Origin of the sequence: Aggregatibacter sp. Marseille-P9115 (assembly GCF_920939465.1) — a bacterium.
Classification (GTDB): domain Bacteria; phylum Pseudomonadota; class Gammaproteobacteria; order Enterobacterales; family Pasteurellaceae; genus Aggregatibacter; species Aggregatibacter segnis_B.
Genome location: NZ_OV100759.1, coordinates 1,394,376 through 1,411,271 on the forward strand (window position 1 = coordinate 1,394,376; position 16,896 = coordinate 1,411,271).

A 16,896-nucleotide genomic window follows, 5' to 3' on the forward strand; every position below is an offset into this window, starting at 1 on the left:
TGAAAGCTCCATATTAAAGAGAAGAGAGAATGTGTTGTGCCGTAGTGGCGATTTTGCGACGGAAAAACAGCAGTTGCCATTTGGTGCCGCCCACTTGTTGCCACAAAATAGCGGAACGGATGCCGGCTAATAACGCGGCGCGAATGCGATTTTGTGTGCCTAAATGTTGTAAATATTGAGTAACGCCGGTTACTTGAATTCGGCGACCTAACGGGCTGATAACGTCCACATAAATGCCGGCAAGGTTAGACAACATCTGTTCGTCGAGTAAGTGGTAATGTTCCAGCTGTGTGGGTAAATATTGAATGCGGCGCGCCAATTCTTGTTTGGCTTCCGGAGTTTTGTTGAGTTTCGCTGCCAATGCTAACAGACTGAGCCAATAACGACCTAGTTCCGGCTCACTGCCGTTAAGCTGTTCGCAAAGTGTGGTTAACCCCAATTTCAGGTTGTTTAGCTCGCCGCCAAAAACATCCAATGTCGTATCCGGTGCAGTTTGTAGCAAACTGTTTAAACCGGTTTCTAATGCCGTTGAGTCCGCTTCACCATTTAACGCCAGTTGTTGCACTAATTTTGCCGCTTGGCAGACGCCGGCTAGGGCGAGTGTAATGTCGTAATAATTTGCCATTGAGGTTTTAGAATTGCATAAAAATAGGTATGAAAAAGTGGGCGGTAATATAGCATTTTTCTGCTATAGTTTAAAGGCAATCGGCAATGCCGACGAAATCAATAAGAAATGAAAAAGGAGAAAACGATGCGACGTATTTTTAAAACGTTGTTTTTTATGACCGCACTTTTGCCTCTTGGCACGTTGGCAAAAATCAGTGTGACCAATCCGATCATTTTTGCAACCCAACAGGCGGGGGAGCCAACGGCTGTTTTTATGGAATTGCATAATGACGGTAACGAAGCCGTTAATCTTGCGATGGTGCAGAGCAGTCAGCCGGCAAATTTGGTTTTGCACGGCACACAAAACGGCAAAATGATCACCTCGGACGGCATTGAAATTCCTGCTAAAGGTAACGTAAAACTGAAGCCGGGCGGTTTGCATATTATGGTGTTTGATTCTGCTACGGCTTTGCAGGCTGGGGGACATTTTCCGCTGACGTTGCTGTTTGATAATGGTGAGAAAATTCAAGTTAAGGCGAATGTCGTTAAGTATTCACAGTAATATTCTGTAAAAAGACTTAAAAAAATGACCGCACTTTTTATTGCTCTTTGTGAGCGCAGAAAGTGCGGTCTGTTTTTTAGCTATTTTTAATAGCGATTATTTTGTTGGGTAATCCCACCAAATATCAAATAATTCGCTAACTTCCACTTGTTGTAAGCCGTTTTGCGTTAACCAGTTTTTCACTAATTCTTGGTGAGACGCATCGCATTTACCGATTTTTTCTAAGCACACTAAACCTTCCCAGTGTAAGTAGCCGCTGCCTTCGTAAGCCAAACCGTTTTGTTGGATCACTTCGCTGATGAAGCGGTCAACGGTGCTGTCGATTTGTTCTACGGAAGTGCCTTCAGCAAATTGCCATTGCACTAAAAAGCCTAATTCTTGGAATTCGGCGATATGCATTTTTTTGCGTTGTCTTTGGTTACGTTTAATAGCCATGATGATTTCCTTCTATTGAGGTGGATGAAATTAAGATTTGATGAAATACAGATCCCATACGCCGTGCCCAAGACGGTGACCGCGTTGTTCAAATTTGGTCAGAGGGCGAAAATCAGGGCGAGGGATGTAGTCGTTTGTGTCTGAAGTATTGCGCAGTTGCGGATATTGTTGCAACACGTCCAGCATATGTTCTGCATAGTTTTGCCAGTCGGTTGCCATATGAATGAAAGCACCCGCCTGTAATTTATTCAATAAACGGTCGATAAAGTGCGGTTGCACGATACGGCGTTTGTGATGTCTCGCTTTGTGCCACGGATCCGGGAAAAACAGTTGTAACCCACTGAGACTTTGATCGGCAATGCTGTCACGCAGAATTTCAGTGGCATCGTGGCAAATCACGCGTAAATTGGTGACGCCTTTTTCTACGGCATAAGCGATACAAGCGCCTACACCCGGTGTATGCACTTCAATGCCTAAGTAATTTTTATCAGGATTTTGTGCCGCCATTTCCACCAACGAACTGCCCATGCCGAAGCCAATTTCCAAAATGACAGGATTGTCGTTGCCATAAATTGCATTGAAATCAAATGGCTGCGGTTGATAGTCTAAGCCGAGCGCCGCCCAGTTTTGGTTCATGGCGTTTTTTTGATAATCGCTTAAGCGTCCGGTGCGTAACACGAAGCTGCGCACTTTGCGTTTATAACGTCCGTCTTCGGTAAACTCGGCAGCCTCAACGGTTTTGCGTTTTTGGTCGGCAAAAGTCGGTTGAATGGAATGTTCTGATTGCGTTTCTAACATGAATTCTTTGAAGTTGAAATTATTGTCTGCGGAAAATTTTAGCGGCTGATTATAGGCTGTTTCCAATACATTAGCAATTTAGCCCGGTTAAACCTTAAGGGATTTCTTGAAGTTTGCTGAAGGTGCATTGTACTTTGTGATAAACTTTGCCGGTTTTTATGTTATCAAGCGGTTGAAAAACAGCGAATATTTTACACACAATCGAATTAAGTTCGGTTGTTTGCCCCCTTGGATTGGCGGCAAATTGACGCTTAAAAACATTGTTTTTTACGACCGCACTTTTATGAATATATCAGGATTTATGCTCGCTCAATCATCTCCCCATGCGCCTTTTGCACATGCCGTACTGTCATGGTATGCAAAGTTCGGGCGGAAAAATTTGCCGTGGCAACAACATAAAACCTTGTATGGTGTTTGGTTGTCCGAAGTGATGTTGCAGCAAACGCAGGTAGCAACGGTCATTCCGTATTTTGAACGTTTTGTTAAAACGTTTCCTAATTTGACCGCACTTGCTGATGCGCCGTTAGATGAGGTACTGCATTTGTGGACGGGCTTGGGTTATTACGCGCGGGCGCGAAATTTGCATAAAGCCGCGCAAATCATGCGTGATCAATATGGCGGCATATTTCCGACAGAATTTGAACAAGTCTGGGCATTGCCCGGTGTGGGGCGAAGTACGGCGGGGGCGGTGTTGTCTTCTTGTTTGAATGCGCCTTATCCTATTTTGGACGGTAACCTGAAGCGGGTGTTATCCCGTTATTTTGCTGTGGACGGTTGGCCGGGTGAGAAAAAAACGGAAGATCGTTTGTGGCAATTGACAGCACAGGTGACACCAACGGAACAGGTGGCGGATTTTAATCAGGCAATGATGGATCTTGGTGCAATGGTGTGTACGCGAACCAAGCCAAAGTGCGATCTTTGCCCGCTAAAAAAGGATTGTCGAGCAAATGCCGAACAAAATTGGCTGGCTTACCCCGGCAAAAAACCGAAAAAAACGCTACCGGAACGGGAAAGTTATTTCTTGTTATTAGAACAAAATGGCAAGATTGCGTTGGAACAACGGGAAAATAGCGGTTTGTGGGGCGGGTTGTATTGTTTCCCACAATTTACTGAAAAGCAGGCGTTGCTAGCTTATTTGGCGGCAAACGGGATTAAGCAATATCAGGAGTGGCCGGCATTTCGCCATACATTTAGCCATTTTCATTTAGATATTTATCCAATTTATGCGCAAGTTGGCAGCTTAACCGAGACCGCAGATGAGGATTGTTCCCCTTGGAAAAAAGTGCCGAAAAAAACGGAGGAATATCAATCAGACCTATTAAGTGCGGTCAAATATTGGTATGATCCGCAACATCCTGAACCTATCGGGTTGGCAACGCCCGTGAAGAATTTATTAACTCAATATGTAAGGAATCATTATGGCAAGAATGGTGTTTTGTGAACGTTTAAAACAAGAAGCCGAAGGGTTGGATTTTCAGTTGTATCCGGGTGAATTGGGTAAACGCATTTTTGATTCTATTAGTAAACAAGCATGGGGCGAATGGATGAAAAAACAAACCATGTTGGTGAATGAGAAAAAATTAAACATGATGAATGCGGATCATCGTAAGTTATTGGAACAGGAAATGGTGGGCTTTCTTTTTGAAGGCAAAGATGTGCATATTGAAGGTTACACTCCTCCTGAAGCGAAATAAAAAATGAAGAAGTATTTAATTTTAGCCCTTATCCCTTTTTTATATGCTTGTGGCGGCGGTTCGCATCATCGGGGATTGGATTACGATGAAGCCTTTGCAAAAGATACCCGTGGCTTGGATATTTTAACCGGACAATTTGCCAATAATATCGACCGCATTTGGGGGGTAAACGAGCTGTTAGTGGCGAGCCGTAAAGACTATGTAAAATATACGGATCGTTATTTCACCCGTAGCCATGTGAGTTTTGATGAGGGCTTGATTACTATCGAAACGCAGGCAGATTTAAACCGTTTACATAATGCTATCGTCCATACATTATTGATGGGCTCTGATGCGAATGGCATCGATTTATTTGCCTCCGGTGATGTGCCGATTAGTTCTCGTCCTTTCTTGGTTGGACAGGTGATCGATAACCGTGGCGGCTCTATTGCAGATCAGTTTGCCGCAAGTAATTTCGCCACGTATTTAATTCAAAATAAATTGCAAACGCGTCGTTTATCGAATGGCAATCAAGTGCAATTTGTGGTGATTCCAATGATTGCTAATCACGTGGAAGTACGTGCACAAAAATATTTACCGATTGTGCGTAAAGTTGCGCGTCGTTATGGATTGGATGAAAGTTTAATTCTGGGCATTATGCAAACGGAATCGAGCTTTAACCCGTATGCGATAAGCTATGCTAACGCCATGGGCTTAATGCAAGTGGTGCCGCACACCGCAGGACGCGATGTGTTTCAAATGAAAGGCATGAGTGGTCAACCAAGTAAAAATTATTTGTTTGATCCTGAGAAAAACATTGATGCCGGTGCGGCGTATTTATGGTTGCTACAAAATAAATACTTAGATGGTATTACGAATCCGACATCAAAACGCTTTGCCATGATTTCGGCGTATAACAGCGGTGCCGGTGCGGTATTGCGCGTATTTAACGATGATAAAGAGATGGCCATGATGAAAATTAACCAGCTTTATCCGGAACAAGTGTATCGTATTTTGACTACTAGTCACCCATCCGCGCAGGCGCGAAATTATTTGGTGAAAGTTGATAAAGCGCAAAAGAGCTATCGTGTCAGACGTTAATCGCAATCTTTTGTGAAATTTATTGCCCGCTTAATAAATATTGAGCGGGCTTTCTTTTTATATAAGAAGTAAATATTTTTCGATAAATGTAGCATTTATGTACGTTTCGGTTGTTAAATGTGCAAACAAGTTAATTATTTCGTATTTTTTAAAAATAGATGTTGACTTGAAATTCAAAAAAACGTTTAATACGCACCACTGATGAGTTGCCTCGATAGCTCAGTCGGTAGAGCAGGGGATTGAAAATCCCCGTGTCGGTGGTTCGATTCCGCCTCGAGGCACCACTATTCCTCCTTAGTTCAGTCGGTAGAACGGTGGACTGTTAATCCATATGTCGCAGGTTCGAGTCCCGCAGGAGGAGCCAAATTCTAGAAAGCCGCTAAGTAATTAGCGGCTTTTGTTTTTTCTGATTTTGTATTTTGCAAAGCAAAAAATAACGCATAAATCGGAATCAAATTTATGCGTTATTCTTATCTTTGGTATTGTGACCTAAAAACACTTGGTTTTTGTACCGCTCTTTTCTGAACTCAGCTAGAAAGAGCGGTGGTTTTTCACTGTGTTTTTAGTTAGCGTATTGATTAATTGCCTGAGTGACTTCTTGGTCTTTATAAATAGATTGAACAATGTCATTAAAGGTTTCACCTAACACCTTTTGGATCTCTGAGTTTTTGGCAGAGAATGCACCCGAGTGGCTACGTGTTGTACCAATATTTTTGGTGAATTGACCTTTAGCACCTTGCACATGAATGGCTAACTGGATTTTGCTATCGATATCATAGCGTAAGTTTCCTTGATTGACTTTAGCAAAAAACTCTTGCACGTTTACGGTGACTGCCGCATTCGCGTTATTTGCCGTGCCGATGCGAAATCCTTTACTGATAAGGTTTTGTTGTTCAACTTGTTGGAATAGCTCGGTGACACTTGGCATAGCCGATAATTTGACGAGTTTCCCATCGGCAACATAACTGGAAATCTCAGGGGCTTGGCGCATATCGCGAGTGGTGACGTAAACAACCGCGGATTGGTTTACATTCATGCTCGCTTGTGGCGCAGCCGGTGTAAAACGTAACGTGTTGGATTCACTTTGGCAACCAGTCAATAATGCACTTGAAAGTAAGACTGAACCGAGTATTAAGGTTTTCATGTTAAATTTCATAATATCCTCATAAGTTTAAATAAATTTGCATTATTCTTACAAAGTTATAACTGATTGTATAGTCTCCCATTTAATTTAATCATTTGTTTTAGGAAGAAAGAAATATGTCAAAACAACAAGAATTAGAGCAACGATTACGCCAAGAATTTCAACCGCACTTTATTGCCGTCGAAAACGAAAGTTATATGCATAGTTCTGGCCGTGGTGCAGATTCACATTTTAAAATCGTATTAGTAAGTGACGCCTTTGAGGGGAGTAGCAAAGTTGCTCGTCACCGCAAAATTTATCAATTACTCTCTCAAGATTTACAAAATGGCATTCATGCCTTGGCATTGCATCTTTACACCAAGCAAGAATGGGATGAATTGGGGCAACAATTCCCAAAATCACCTGATTGTGCGGGTGTTGGGCAATAAGTCCCTTACCTCTTTGTAATTACCCAATAAAAATTAAAAAATTGATTTTTGGCAAATAATGTGAAGTTTTTCACAAAAATACATAAACAATCGGCTTTCAAAGTGGTAAGAACGTTATTATTTGGTTAAAATAAGCTAATTTTTTTAGCAAAAATTTAACGTTTTTACGGACGAAAATGTCCGTAAAATTGAAACAGAATTTGAGTTTTATTTTTATCGGTTGGAGAGTGGTTATTTAGGCATAGCGGTGTTTTGCCGTTTTCTTCTTTAATCATTTCAACAACTATCACTCAAGACGAGGTAATAACCTTAGGGTTATTGCTGTATTTTTAATCTAACAAAAGTAGTGCAAACAATATGATTACGATTAAAAAAGGCTTGGATCTTCCTATTGCAGGAAAACCGGAGCAGGTAATCCATAACGGGAATACCGTTACTGAAGTTGCTTTGCTTGGTGAAGAGTATGTGGGAATGCGCCCTTCTATGAAGGTTCGCGAAGGTGATGCAGTGAAAAAAGGTCAGGTGCTTTTTGAAGACAAAAAGAATCCTGGTGTCATTTTCACCGCGCCTGCGAGTGGCACGATCACAGCAATTCATCGTGGCGAAAAGCGTGTATTGCAATCTGTGGTAATTAAAGTTGAAGGCGATGAAGCGCTTTCTTTCGATAAATACCCGGTAGCTGAATTGAACACGTTAAGTGCCGAGCAAGTGCGTAAAAATTTACAGGAATCTGGTTTGTGGACAGCGTTCCGTACCCGTCCATTCAGCAAAGTGCCTGCGATTGATGGCGTACCTTCATCCATTTTCGTTAATGCGATGGACACGAATCCGTTAGCGGCAGATCCTGCGGTTATTATTGCTGCGTCTGAAAATGATTTCGTCAATGGTTTAACCGTGTTAAGTCGTTTACATGACGGCAACATTCACTTATGTAAAGCGCCTGATAATAAAATTCCGGCATCACATGCGAGTAATGTGGTGATTAATGAATTTGCAGGTCCTCATCCGGCGGGTTTAAGTGGTACTCATATCCACTTTATTGATCCTGTAGGAATGAATAAAACCGTTTGGTATATCAACTATCAAGATGTGATTGCTATCGGTAAATTATTCACAACCGGCGAGCTTAATCTAGAACGTGTGGTTTCTCTTGCAGGACCTCAAGTCAAATCGCCACGTTTAGTGCGTACGGTTATTGGGGCTAACCTTTCCCAATTAACGAAGGACGAGTTAAGTGCGGGTGAAAATCGCGTTATTTCTGGTTCGGTACTTTGTGGTCAAACGGCAAAAGGCCCGCATGACTATCTCGGTCGTTATGCATTACAAGTTTCTGTGATCGAAGAAGGTAACGAGAAAGAATTTTTCGGCTGGATTACACCACAACCGAATAAATATTCGATTACCCGTACAGTGCTTGGTCATTTCGGTAAAAAATTATTCAACTTTACTACCGCAGAAAATGGTGGTGAGCGTGCGATGGTACCAATCGGTAGTTATGAGCGTGTCATGCCGTTGGATATTTTACCGACATTATTATTACGTGATTTAATCGTGGGCGATACCGATGGCGCACAAGCGTTAGGTTGTCTTGAATTAGACGAAGAAGACTTAGCGTTATGCTCTTTCGTTTGCCCGGGTAAATATGAATACGGTTCAATCTTGCGTCACGTATTAGATAAGATTGAGAAGGAAGGTTAAAAATGGGTTTGAAAAATCTTTTTGAAAAAATGGAACCCGCGTTTTTACCAGGCGGTAAATACAGCAAGCTTTATCCGATCTTTGAATCGATTTATACCTTGCTTTATACACCGGGTACAGTAACGCACAAAAACACACACGTTCGCGATGCGTTAGACTCAAAACGTATGATGATTACGGTTTTCCTAGCATTGTTCCCTGCGATTTTCTACGGGATGTATAATGTGGGTAACCAAGCGATCCCTGCCTTAAATCAATTAGGCAATTTAGAACAATTAATTGCGAGTGATTGGCACTATGCCCTTGCAAGTTCATTAGGTTTAGATTTAACCACGAATGCAACTTGGGGCTCCAAAATGGCATTAGGGGCGATTTTCTTCTTACCAATTTACTTAGTGGTATTTACCGTATGTACGATGTGGGAATTATTATTCTCAGTTGTGCGTGGCCACGAAGTGAATGAAGGGATGTTCGTTTCTACCATTTTATTTGCCTTAATCGTTCCGCCGACATTGCCATTATGGCAAGCAGCACTTGGTATCAGCTTTGGTATTGTTGTTGCAAAAGAAATCTTTGGTGGTGTAGGTCGTAACTTTATGAACCCTGCGCTTGCTGGTCGTGCATTCTTATTCTTCGCTTATCCGGCTCAAATTTCCGGTGACTTAGTATGGACTGCTGCAGATGGTTTCTCAGGCGCAACCGCACTTTCACAATGGTCACAAGGTGGTCAAGCTGCATTACAACATACCGTAAGTGGTCAACCAATTACTTGGATGGATGCGTTCATCGGTAATATTCCTGGTTCAATGGGCGAGGTTTCAACCCTTGCATTGTTAATCGGTGGTGCAGTGATCGTGTTCACCCGTATCGCCTCTTGGCGCATTATGGCGGGCGTGATGATCGGTATGGTCGGTACGGCAACCCTCTTTAACCTTATCGGTTCTGATTCTAACCCAATGTTCTCTATGCCTTGGCATTGGCACTTCGTATTAGGTGGTTTTGCACTTGGTATGATCTTCATGGCAACTGACCCTGTTTCTGCTTCATTTACCAATACCGGTAAATGGTGGTATGGCGCGTTAATTGGTGTGATGGCAGTATTAATTCGTACAGTGAACCCAGCTTACCCAGAAGGGATGATGTTAGCGATCTTATTTGCAAACTTGTTTGCACCAATTTTCGACTACATCGTGGTTCAAGCAAATATCAAACGTCGGAGAGCAAGAACAAATGGCTAAATTTAATAAAGATAGCGTTGGCGGTACAGTTACCGTTGTTGTATTGCTAAGTTTGGTGTGTTCTATCGTGGTTTCCGGTGCCGCAGTTGCATTGAAATCAAAACAAGATGAACAAAAAGCACTTGACGTTCAGCGTAATATTTTAACGGTTGCCGGCCTAATGAAAGAAGATAATGCTTCTGTCATTAAAGACACTTATAACAAGTTTATTGAACCGCGTGTAGTGGATTTGCAAAGCGGTGATTTTATTCAAGCATCAAAAGATGATGTGGAAAAGTTTGATCCAAAAACAGCGGTAAAATCGACCGCACTTAGCCAAGCAATTCCTGCTGAACAAGATAAAGCGGGTATTAAAGTGCGTGCAAATCAGGCGCGTGTTTACCTTGTGAAAGATGAACAAGGCAATGTCAGCCAAGTGGTATTACCAATGTATGGTCGTGGTTTATGGTCAACAATGTACGGTTTCGTTGCGGTTGCCCCAGATGCCAATACCATCAAAGGCATTACTTACTATGATCAAGGTGAAACAGCCGGTCTTGGTGGTGAAATCGCTAATCCGCGTTGGCAAGCACTTTTCGTAGATAAAAAACTGTTTGATGATAATCAACGTGTGGCTATTCGTGTTGCTAAAAATGCGTCTTCTAACAAAGAACACGGCGTTGATGCCTTATCAGGTGCAACTTTAACCTCAAATGGTGTGCAAGGTTCTTTTGATTATTGGTTTAGCCAAAATGGTTTTGGTCCATTCTTAGCAAAATTTAAAGCGGGGGCAAGATAATGGCTGATGCAAAAAGCAATTTAAAAGCACTTTTGCTTGATCCGATCGCAAAAAATAACCCAATTGCGCTGCAAATTTTGGGTATTTGTTCTGCATTAGCGGTCACCACTCAACTACAAACCGCGATCGTTATGGCAATTGCAGTAAGTTTAGTAACCGGTTTTTCCAGTATGTTTATTTCAATGATTCGTCATTACATCCCAAACAGTATTCGTATCATTGTGCAACTGGCGATTATCGCGTCTTTGGTAATCTTGGTTGACCAAGTTTTAAAAGCCTTTGCTTACGGCTTGTCCAAACAATTATCGGTATTTGTCGGTTTAATTATTACCAACTGTATCGTAATGGGCCGCGCAGAAGCTTTCGCGATGAAATCTCGTCCGCTTGAGAGCTTTGTTGACGGTATCGGTAACGGTTTAGGTTACGGTGCAATTTTATTAATTGTTGCAACGTTACGCGAGTTAATTGGTTCTGGTCGTTTACTTGGCTTCCCGGTATTCCAAACCATTCAAGACGGTGGTTGGTATCAACCGAACGGCTTGTTCCTTCTTGCACCAAGTGCGTTCTTTATTATCGGCTTCATCATTTGGGGCTTAAGAACGTGGAAACCTGAGCAACAGGAGAAATAATCAATGGAACATTATATTAGCCTATTTGTGAAGGCGATCTTCATTGAAAATATGGCGCTTTCTTTCTTCTTAGGAATGTGTACTTTCCTTGCCGTATCGAAAAAAGTGTCAACAGCATTCGGCTTAGGGGTTGCGGTCACCGTTGTGCTTGGCATTTCTGTACCGGCGAACCAATTTGTGTTTGAACACGTGTTAAAAGATGGGGCTTTAGTTGAAGGCGTAGATTTATCCTTCTTAAGCTTTATTACGTTTATCGGGATTATCGCGGGTATCGTTCAAATTCTTGAAATGACGCTCGATAAATTCTTCCCGGCACTTTATAACGCATTGGGGATTTTCCTTCCGCTTATTGCTGTAAACTGTGCGATCTTCGGTGGCGTATCCTTTGCGATTCAACGTGAATATACTTTCGCAGAATCTGCCGTGTACGGTATTGGTGCAGGCTTGGGGTGGATGTTGGCAATCGTTGCGTTAGCAGGTTTAACTGAGAAAATGAAATATGCCGATGTGCCGGCCGGTTTGAAAGGTTTAGGGATCACCTTTATCTCTGCCGGTTTGATGGCGCTTGGCTTTATGTCATTCTCCGGTATTCAGTTATAAGGAGTACATAAATGAACGAAACAACAATTCTTGTACTCGGTGTTGCAGCCTTTACAGCGATTGTTTTGGTGCTTGTTGCAATTATCCTGTTTGCTAAATCCAAACTAGTTGATTCCGGCGACATTACCATTCAAATTAACGATGACCCGAGTAAAGCCATTACCTTACCGGCAGGTGGAAAATTACTCGGTGCGCTTGCCAGCAAAGGGATCTTTGTGTCGTCTGCTTGTGGCGGTGGCGGTTCCTGTGGTCAATGTGTGGTAAAAGTGAAAAGCGGTGGCGGTGAAATTTTACCGACAGAGTTATCTCACATCACTAAACGTGAAGCGAAAGAAGGCTATCGTCTTTCTTGCCAAGTGAACGTGAAAGGCAATATGGACATTGAATTGCCGGAAGAAATCTTTGGTGTGAAAAAATGGGAATGTACCGTTATTTCTAATGATAACAAAGCCACCTTTATCAAAGAGCTGAAATTAGCGATTCCTGAGGGTGAGGAAGTACCATTCCGTGCTGGTGGTTATATCCAAATCGAAGCTGATCCACATGTGGTCAACTATAAAGATTTCGATATTCCAAAAGAATACCACGAGGACTGGGATAAATACGATTTATGGCGTTATGTATCCAAAGTAGATGAGCATATTATCCGTGCTTACTCTATGGCATCTTATCCGGAAGAGAAAGGCATCATCATGTTGAACGTGCGTATTGCAACGCCTCCACCACGTCAACCGGATGCGCCTCCGGGACAAATGTCTTCTTATATTTGGTCATTAAAACCGGGTGATAAAGTGATCATTTCAGGTCCATTCGGTGAATTCTTCGCGAAAGAAACTGATAATGAAATGGTCTTCATCGGTGGTGGTGCAGGTATGGCGCCAATGCGCTCCCATATCTTCGACCAATTAAAACGTTTGCACTCTAAACGTAAAATGTCTTTCTGGTATGGTGCGCGTTCTAAACGTGAAATTTTCTATCAAGAAGACTTTGACCAATTACAAGCTGAAAACGATAACTTTGTATGGCATGTGGCACTTTCTGACGCATTGCCGGAAGACAACTGGACAGGTTACACCGGCTTTATTCACAACGTACTTTATGAAAACTACTTGAAAAATCATGAAGCACCTGAAGATTGTGAATACTACATGTGCGGACCTCCGGTGATGAATGCGGCGGTAATCAAAATGTTGAAAGACCTCGGTGTTGAAGACGAAAACATCTTATTAGATGACTTCGGTGGTTAATCCCGTTTTGGTTTAAAAACACTGTAAAAACGACCGCACTTTCTTCTTAAGTGCGGTCAATTTTTACAGCGTTTTCCATCTTGATTCATCACACGCAAATCAATTTCAACAGTTGGTTTGCGTGTGATCCATTTTATGTTAGGAAAGTATTGTGCAAATCTCTCATTTATTCGTTCGCGGGCTTGCTTTTGTCGCCATCGCATTGACGTTAAGCGCTTGCGATCAGAAAGCAGCCTCACAACAAGCAGAAACGCAGCAAGCAGTGGCAGCAAAAAATGAAATAGTTGCCCTGAGTGGTAAAACGATGGGAACCACTTATCACATTAAATATTGGGGCAATAATGAAGTTTCTATCACATCACAACAAGCGCATGAACAGATTGAGTCGATTCTGAAAGCGGTGAACACTAAAATGTCCACTTACATCCAGGATTCTGAAATCAGTCGTTTTAATCAAAATACACAGACGAATACACCGATCGAAATCTCGGCAGATTTTGCGCTTGTGGTTAAAGAAGCAATGCGCTTAAATCAAGTGACCCAAGGAGCATTGGATGTGACTGTTGGACCGGTAGTTAATCTTTGGGGCTTTGGGCCGGAAAAACGCGTGGAAAAACAGCCAACACAAGCGCAAATTATTGAGCGACAAGCTTGGGTCGGGATTGATAAGCTATCACTCACTGAAGAGAGTGGTAAGTTTTTTCTCGCAAAAAGCGTACCACAGCTTTATGTGGATCTTTCTTCTATCGCGAAAGGTTTCGGTGTTGATCAAGTAGCGGATTATTTAGAAAGTATTCATGTGCAAAACTACATGGTGGAAATCGGCGGTGAAATTCGTGCTAAAGGAAAAAATGCCGAAAATAAACTGTGGCAGATTGCGATTGAACGTCCGACGTTTGATGGCAAGCAAGCCGCTCAACAGATTATCGGTTTAAATAATATGGCGATGGCAACATCAGGTGACTATCGTAATTATTTTGAACAAGATGGTGTGCGTTTTTCCCATGAAATTGATCCGAAAACAGGCTACCCGATTCAACACGCGTTAGCCTCAATCACTGTATTAGCGCCAAGCTCTATGACCGCTGACGGCCTTTCCACCGGTTTATTTGTATTAGGCGAGGAAAAAGCCTTAGCGGTGGCTGAACGGGAAAATTTGCCGATTTTTATGATCATTAAAGACGGCAAAGGTTATCGTACGGAAATGTCTTCTGCATTTAAGCAATTCTTGGCTCAGTAAAAAACAGAGTGAGAAAGGACCGCACTTTGAGTGATAAAGTGCGGTAGATATTTAGAGTATTTATGGAGAGATTATGAAATTATTCTTAGTGACTTTTGGGATTTTCATCCTGATTATTTTGGCTATGGCATTGGGCTATATCGTAAAACGCCAAGCGCTGAAAGGCAGTTGTGGCGGTTTATCGTCTTTAGGGATTGCGAAAGCCTGTGACTGCGATAAACCTTGCGACACTTTGCAAGAAAAATTAGATGCAGGCGATGAAAATGCCAAGGCAGAATATGAACAAAAATTTGCGCAAAAAGAGAAAGCTCAATTTTACGAAGTGAAGTAGTTCCATTTAACGTTGTGATGAGAGAACAGTATGCCGTATGTCAATATTAAAGTGACCGGTGGTGCAGAAGCTCCGACAGCTAAACAAAAAGCGGAGTTAATTGAAGGTGTCACCCATTTATTACAGAAAGTGTTAAAGAAAAATCCCGAAACGACAGTGGTGGTTATTGACGAAGTCGATATGGAGAACTGGGGGATTGGAGGAAAAACGGTAACTTCTCGACGTTCAATGAAGTGATCATGCCGTAACCTGTATGAAAGTGCCCGAAATTGTCGGGCATTTTTACTCTTACTTGATTTGCGGTAGAATGCCAAATTATTTATTTAGTGGAACGTTTATTACTAAACTATGAAATCACAAACCTACGAAAAACATTTCCCGAAACTCTCTGCTGAACAACTTGCCGAAAATGCCACGAAAAAAGTCATTTGTGGCATGTCAGGCGGGGTAGATTCCTCTGTGTCTGCTTTTATTCTGCAACAACAAGGCTATCAAGTGGAAGGCTTGTTTATGAAGAATTGGGAAGAGGATGACGACACCGATTATTGTACAGCTGCCGCGGACTTAGCTGACGCTCAAGCTGTGTGCGACAAGCTTGGCATTAAGCTGCATAAAATCAATTTTGCGGCAGAGTATTGGGATAATGTATTTGAACATTTCCTTAACGAATACAAGGCTGGTCGTACTCCGAATCCGGATATTCTGTGTAACAAAGAAATTAAATTTAAAGCCTTTTTAGAATATGCCGCAGAAGATTTAGGCGCGAATTATATCGCTACCGGACATTATGTCCGTCGTCGCGGTACTGATGATAACGCACAATTATTGCGCGGTTTGGATGCCAACAAAGATCAGAGCTATTTTTTATACACATTGAGCAGTAAGCAAGTGGGACAAAGTCTGTTTCCTGTTGGCGACATTGAAAAACCGATTGTACGTGCCATTGCCGAAGATTTAGGTTTGATCACGGCGAAGAAAAAAGATTCTACCGGCATTTGTTTTATTGGTGAGCGTAAATTTAAAGATTTCTTAGCCCGTTACTTGCCGGCGCAACCGGGCAACATTCGCACGGTAGAGGGTGACATTATTGGTCGCCACGATGGTTTGATGTATCACACATTGGGCCAACGCAAAGGCTTGGGCATTGGTGGCGTGAAAGGCGCCACTGAAGAAGCGTGGTATGTGGTGGAAAAGGATCTGGTCAATAACGAGTTAATTGTGGCACAGGGGCATGATCACTCAGCGTTACTTTCTACCGGTTTAATCGCACAACAATTGCATTGGGTCGATCGTCAACCGATTCGTGAACCGTTGCGTTGTACGGTGAAAACCCGTTATCGCCAAACGGATGTGCCTTGTACGATTGAGCCTATTGATGACGAAAGCATCAAAGTCATTTTTGATGAGCCGCAAATTGCCGTCACGCCGGGGCAATCAGCCGTCTTCTATTTGGATGAAGTTTGCTTTGGCGGCGGCATCATCGAGCAACAGCTAAAATAGAACAGAAAAGTGCGGTCTAAAATTCATATGTTTTTTAGACCGCACTTGCCAATAATAAAGCTACCTATTTGGTGGCTTTATTTTTTCATGAAAAGATTAATTTTTGACAAAATCGCTAAAAGTAAGCTCGTATTCATCACCATCCCGACTGTAGGAAATAAAGCGCGGGAATTTTTCCCCTTCGTGTTTTTTTACCACAATATCTTTGCCACCGGTTTTAAATTGATAGGTGATTTCAGTCACCTCTTGTTTGTTGTATTTCACTTGTTTTTTCGTTGTGTTTAGCACTACGTTTTCCATCGGATAAAGCTTTTTACCATTCGTAATTTGGAAGCTATTTGGCAACTTACCGTAATAACTTAGCTGGAAGGCTACCGTAAATAAATCATAGGTTGGTAGGGTTAACTCCTCGGTTTTGAGTCCATTTTTTATTTTGCCGTACTCAATTTTTCGATTGGCAATTTTTGCTTCGGCATAAGGTTTGTCATTACGAGTGTCTTTGTAGCTGAACATGTTAAAAACATTGCTACTTTGCGCACCTTTCGAGATAAATTGAATTTTGTACAAGGGGATATTGATGTTGGCATTGATCGTATATTCAAAGCCATCGGAGTGAAAATGCACATAAGCAGGCATGAGATAATTGGAGCTGTATTTGATGTTCAAATCCGTTGCTTCGGCAGCTTGTACACCGGGAATATAAAGTAATGTAGCCAGTAAAAATAATTTGAGTAATTTCATGTGATTCCTTTTATCTCGTTAAATTGTTGTGCAACTTAGAGCGGCGGTGAAAGCATAAGTTCCGACTTGAAAAAGTGCGGTGCTTTTTGGTGGCGTTTTGATAAAGCGGTGAGCGACCTTTCCAAAAGGCGGATAAATTCTCCCTAA

20 protein-coding genes and 2 tRNA genes are annotated in these 16,896 nt (G+C 42.1%); 17 read left to right on the forward strand and 5 right to left on the reverse strand.

Going from position 1 to position 16,896, the window contains the following annotated elements; all coding sequences use genetic code 11:
- Window positions 1-13: 13 nt before the first annotated feature.
- Entirely contained in the window at window positions 14-625 is a 612-nt protein-coding gene (gene hflD / locus LQ983_RS06705) for a high frequency lysogenization protein HflD (RefSeq protein WP_230622107.1), read from the reverse strand.
- A 126-nt stretch (window positions 626-751) separates the two neighbouring features.
- Between hflD and LQ983_RS06710 the strand changes: the two genes are divergently transcribed.
- Window positions 752-1,168: a copper chaperone PCu(A)C gene (locus tag LQ983_RS06710; RefSeq protein ID WP_230622108.1), complete on the forward strand. Its 417-nt coding sequence runs from the start codon at window positions 752-754 to the stop codon at window positions 1,166-1,168.
- A 96-nt stretch (window positions 1,169-1,264) separates the two neighbouring features.
- On the opposite strand, the gene LQ983_RS06715 is transcribed toward LQ983_RS06710, so the two are convergent.
- On the reverse strand, window positions 1,265-1,603 hold the full coding sequence (locus LQ983_RS06715) for a YggL family protein (RefSeq protein ID WP_006719446.1): 339 nt from the start codon (window positions 1,601-1,603) through the stop codon (window positions 1,265-1,267).
- 30 nt (window positions 1,604-1,633) lie between these two features.
- Entirely contained in the window at window positions 1,634-2,401 is a 768-nt protein-coding gene (trmB, locus tag LQ983_RS06720) for a tRNA (guanosine(46)-N7)-methyltransferase TrmB (protein WP_230622109.1), read from the reverse strand.
- Window positions 2,402-2,702: 301 nt separating this feature from the next.
- Between trmB and mutY the strand changes: the two genes are divergently transcribed.
- From mutY to LQ983_RS06745, 5 genes are all read left to right on the forward strand, one after another.
- The gene (gene mutY, locus LQ983_RS06725; RefSeq protein ID WP_230622110.1) at window positions 2,703-3,842 is read left to right on the forward strand and encodes an A/G-specific adenine glycosylase; all 1,140 of its coding nucleotides are present in this window, start codon (window positions 2,703-2,705) and stop codon (window positions 3,840-3,842) included.
- Window positions 3,820-4,095 (forward strand): oxidative damage protection protein, encoded by a 276-nt coding sequence (locus LQ983_RS06730; RefSeq protein ID WP_230622112.1) that lies wholly within the window; start codon window positions 3,820-3,822, stop codon window positions 4,093-4,095. The genes mutY and LQ983_RS06730 overlap by 23 nt, the downstream gene beginning before the upstream one ends.
- 3 nt (window positions 4,096-4,098) lie before the next feature.
- Window positions 4,099-5,175 (forward strand): membrane-bound lytic murein transglycosylase MltC, encoded by a 1,077-nt coding sequence (gene mltC, locus LQ983_RS06735; RefSeq protein ID WP_048750776.1) that lies wholly within the window; start codon window positions 4,099-4,101, stop codon window positions 5,173-5,175.
- A 208-nt stretch (window positions 5,176-5,383) separates the two neighbouring features.
- Window positions 5,384-5,459 (forward strand) — tRNA-Phe (locus tag LQ983_RS06740).
- A 4-nt stretch (window positions 5,460-5,463) separates the two neighbouring features.
- Window positions 5,464-5,539, forward strand: a tRNA-Asn gene (locus LQ983_RS06745).
- Between the two features lie 198 nt (window positions 5,540-5,737).
- Here LQ983_RS06745 and LQ983_RS06750 read toward each other — a convergent pair.
- Window positions 5,738-6,331 (reverse strand): YajG family lipoprotein, encoded by a 594-nt coding sequence (locus LQ983_RS06750; RefSeq protein ID WP_230622114.1) that lies wholly within the window; start codon window positions 6,329-6,331, stop codon window positions 5,738-5,740.
- A 104-nt stretch (window positions 6,332-6,435) separates the two neighbouring features.
- Between LQ983_RS06750 and LQ983_RS06755 the strand changes: the two genes are divergently transcribed.
- From LQ983_RS06755 to mnmA, 11 genes are all read left to right on the forward strand, one after another.
- Window positions 6,436-6,747, forward strand: coding sequence for a BolA family transcriptional regulator (locus LQ983_RS06755; RefSeq protein ID WP_230622115.1), 312 nt, complete (start codon window positions 6,436-6,438; stop codon window positions 6,745-6,747).
- Between the two features lie 357 nt (window positions 6,748-7,104).
- A complete protein-coding gene (locus LQ983_RS06760; protein WP_230622117.1) occupies window positions 7,105-8,445 on the forward strand; it encodes a Na(+)-translocating NADH-quinone reductase subunit A in 1,341 nt (446 codons plus the stop codon).
- A 2-nt stretch (window positions 8,446-8,447) separates the two neighbouring features.
- Window positions 8,448-9,683: an NADH:ubiquinone reductase (Na(+)-transporting) subunit B gene (locus LQ983_RS06765; RefSeq protein ID WP_230622118.1), complete on the forward strand. Its 1,236-nt coding sequence runs from the start codon at window positions 8,448-8,450 to the stop codon at window positions 9,681-9,683.
- Window positions 9,676-10,461: a Na(+)-translocating NADH-quinone reductase subunit C gene (locus LQ983_RS06770; protein WP_230622119.1), complete on the forward strand. Its 786-nt coding sequence runs from the start codon at window positions 9,676-9,678 to the stop codon at window positions 10,459-10,461. Before LQ983_RS06765 ends, LQ983_RS06770 begins: the two co-directional genes overlap by 8 nt.
- Window positions 10,461-11,090, forward strand: coding sequence for an NADH:ubiquinone reductase (Na(+)-transporting) subunit D (locus LQ983_RS06775; protein ID WP_230622121.1), 630 nt, complete (start codon window positions 10,461-10,463; stop codon window positions 11,088-11,090). Before LQ983_RS06770 ends, LQ983_RS06775 begins: the two co-directional genes overlap by 1 nt.
- Window positions 11,091-11,093: 3 nt before the next feature.
- Window positions 11,094-11,690, forward strand: a complete 597-nt coding sequence (gene nqrE / locus LQ983_RS06780; RefSeq protein WP_005633378.1) for an NADH:ubiquinone reductase (Na(+)-transporting) subunit E — start codon at window positions 11,094-11,096, stop codon at window positions 11,688-11,690.
- An 11-nt stretch (window positions 11,691-11,701) separates the two neighbouring features.
- Window positions 11,702-12,937, forward strand: coding sequence for an NADH:ubiquinone reductase (Na(+)-transporting) subunit F (gene nqrF, locus LQ983_RS06785; protein WP_230622122.1), 1,236 nt, complete (start codon window positions 11,702-11,704; stop codon window positions 12,935-12,937).
- A 151-nt stretch (window positions 12,938-13,088) separates the two neighbouring features.
- On the forward strand, window positions 13,089-14,177 hold the full coding sequence (locus LQ983_RS06790; protein ID WP_230622123.1) for an FAD:protein FMN transferase: 1,089 nt from the start codon (window positions 13,089-13,091) through the stop codon (window positions 14,175-14,177).
- Between the two features lie 73 nt (window positions 14,178-14,250).
- Window positions 14,251-14,508: a (Na+)-NQR maturation NqrM gene (gene nqrM / locus LQ983_RS06795; protein ID WP_006719419.1), complete on the forward strand. Its 258-nt coding sequence runs from the start codon at window positions 14,251-14,253 to the stop codon at window positions 14,506-14,508.
- A 30-nt stretch (window positions 14,509-14,538) separates the two neighbouring features.
- Window positions 14,539-14,745 carry a 4-oxalocrotonate tautomerase family protein gene (locus LQ983_RS06800; RefSeq protein WP_230622125.1) on the forward strand — a complete coding sequence of 69 codons (207 nt, stop codon included), beginning with the start codon at window positions 14,539-14,541 and terminating at the stop codon, window positions 14,743-14,745.
- Between the two features lie 111 nt (window positions 14,746-14,856).
- A complete protein-coding gene (gene mnmA, locus LQ983_RS06805) occupies window positions 14,857-16,008 on the forward strand; it encodes a tRNA 2-thiouridine(34) synthase MnmA (RefSeq protein ID WP_230622126.1) in 1,152 nt (383 codons plus the stop codon).
- Between the two features lie 96 nt (window positions 16,009-16,104).
- Here mnmA and LQ983_RS06810 read toward each other — a convergent pair whose 3' ends face one another.
- Window positions 16,105-16,749 (reverse strand): hypothetical protein, encoded by a 645-nt coding sequence (locus LQ983_RS06810; RefSeq protein WP_006719410.1) that lies wholly within the window; start codon window positions 16,747-16,749, stop codon window positions 16,105-16,107.
- Between the last annotated feature and the right edge of the window lie 147 nt (window positions 16,750-16,896).

What these genes read in the sequence shown, in the direction of transcription:
- trmB (WP_230622109.1), bottom strand. Translation starts at nt 2,401, where the DNA reads ATGTTAGAAACGCAATCAGAACATTCCATTCAACCGACTTTTGCCGAC.
- LQ983_RS06730 (WP_230622112.1), top strand. Translation starts at nt 3,820, where the DNA reads ATGGCAAGAATGGTGTTTTGTGAACGTTTAAAACAAGAAGCCGAAGGG.
- LQ983_RS06715 (WP_006719446.1), bottom strand. Translation starts at nt 1,603, where the DNA reads ATGGCTATTAAACGTAACCAAAGACAACGCAAAAAAATGCATATCGCC.
- LQ983_RS06775 (WP_230622121.1), top strand. Translation starts at nt 10,461, where the DNA reads ATGGCTGATGCAAAAAGCAATTTAAAAGCACTTTTGCTTGATCCGATC.
- nqrF (WP_230622122.1), top strand. Translation starts at nt 11,702, where the DNA reads ATGAACGAAACAACAATTCTTGTACTCGGTGTTGCAGCCTTTACAGCG.
- LQ983_RS06710 (WP_230622108.1), top strand. Translation starts at nt 752, where the DNA reads ATGCGACGTATTTTTAAAACGTTGTTTTTTATGACCGCACTTTTGCCT.
- LQ983_RS06800 (WP_230622125.1), top strand. Translation starts at nt 14,539, where the DNA reads ATGCCGTATGTCAATATTAAAGTGACCGGTGGTGCAGAAGCTCCGACA.
- LQ983_RS06760 (WP_230622117.1), top strand. Translation starts at nt 7,105, where the DNA reads ATGATTACGATTAAAAAAGGCTTGGATCTTCCTATTGCAGGAAAACCG.
- mutY (WP_230622110.1), top strand. Translation starts at nt 2,703, where the DNA reads ATGCTCGCTCAATCATCTCCCCATGCGCCTTTTGCACATGCCGTACTG.
- LQ983_RS06750 (WP_230622114.1), bottom strand. Translation starts at nt 6,331, where the DNA reads ATGAAATTTAACATGAAAACCTTAATACTCGGTTCAGTCTTACTTTCA.
- nqrM (WP_006719419.1), top strand. Translation starts at nt 14,251, where the DNA reads ATGAAATTATTCTTAGTGACTTTTGGGATTTTCATCCTGATTATTTTG.
- nqrE (WP_005633378.1), top strand. Translation starts at nt 11,094, where the DNA reads ATGGAACATTATATTAGCCTATTTGTGAAGGCGATCTTCATTGAAAAT.
- LQ983_RS06770 (WP_230622119.1), top strand. Translation starts at nt 9,676, where the DNA reads ATGGCTAAATTTAATAAAGATAGCGTTGGCGGTACAGTTACCGTTGTT.
- LQ983_RS06765 (WP_230622118.1), top strand. Translation starts at nt 8,448, where the DNA reads ATGGGTTTGAAAAATCTTTTTGAAAAAATGGAACCCGCGTTTTTACCA.
- mnmA (WP_230622126.1), top strand. Translation starts at nt 14,857, where the DNA reads ATGAAATCACAAACCTACGAAAAACATTTCCCGAAACTCTCTGCTGAA.
- LQ983_RS06755 (WP_230622115.1), top strand. Translation starts at nt 6,436, where the DNA reads ATGTCAAAACAACAAGAATTAGAGCAACGATTACGCCAAGAATTTCAA.
- mltC (WP_048750776.1), top strand. Translation starts at nt 4,099, where the DNA reads ATGAAGAAGTATTTAATTTTAGCCCTTATCCCTTTTTTATATGCTTGT.
- LQ983_RS06810 (WP_006719410.1), bottom strand. Translation starts at nt 16,749, where the DNA reads ATGAAATTACTCAAATTATTTTTACTGGCTACATTACTTTATATTCCC.
- hflD (WP_230622107.1), bottom strand. Translation starts at nt 625, where the DNA reads ATGGCAAATTATTACGACATTACACTCGCCCTAGCCGGCGTCTGCCAA.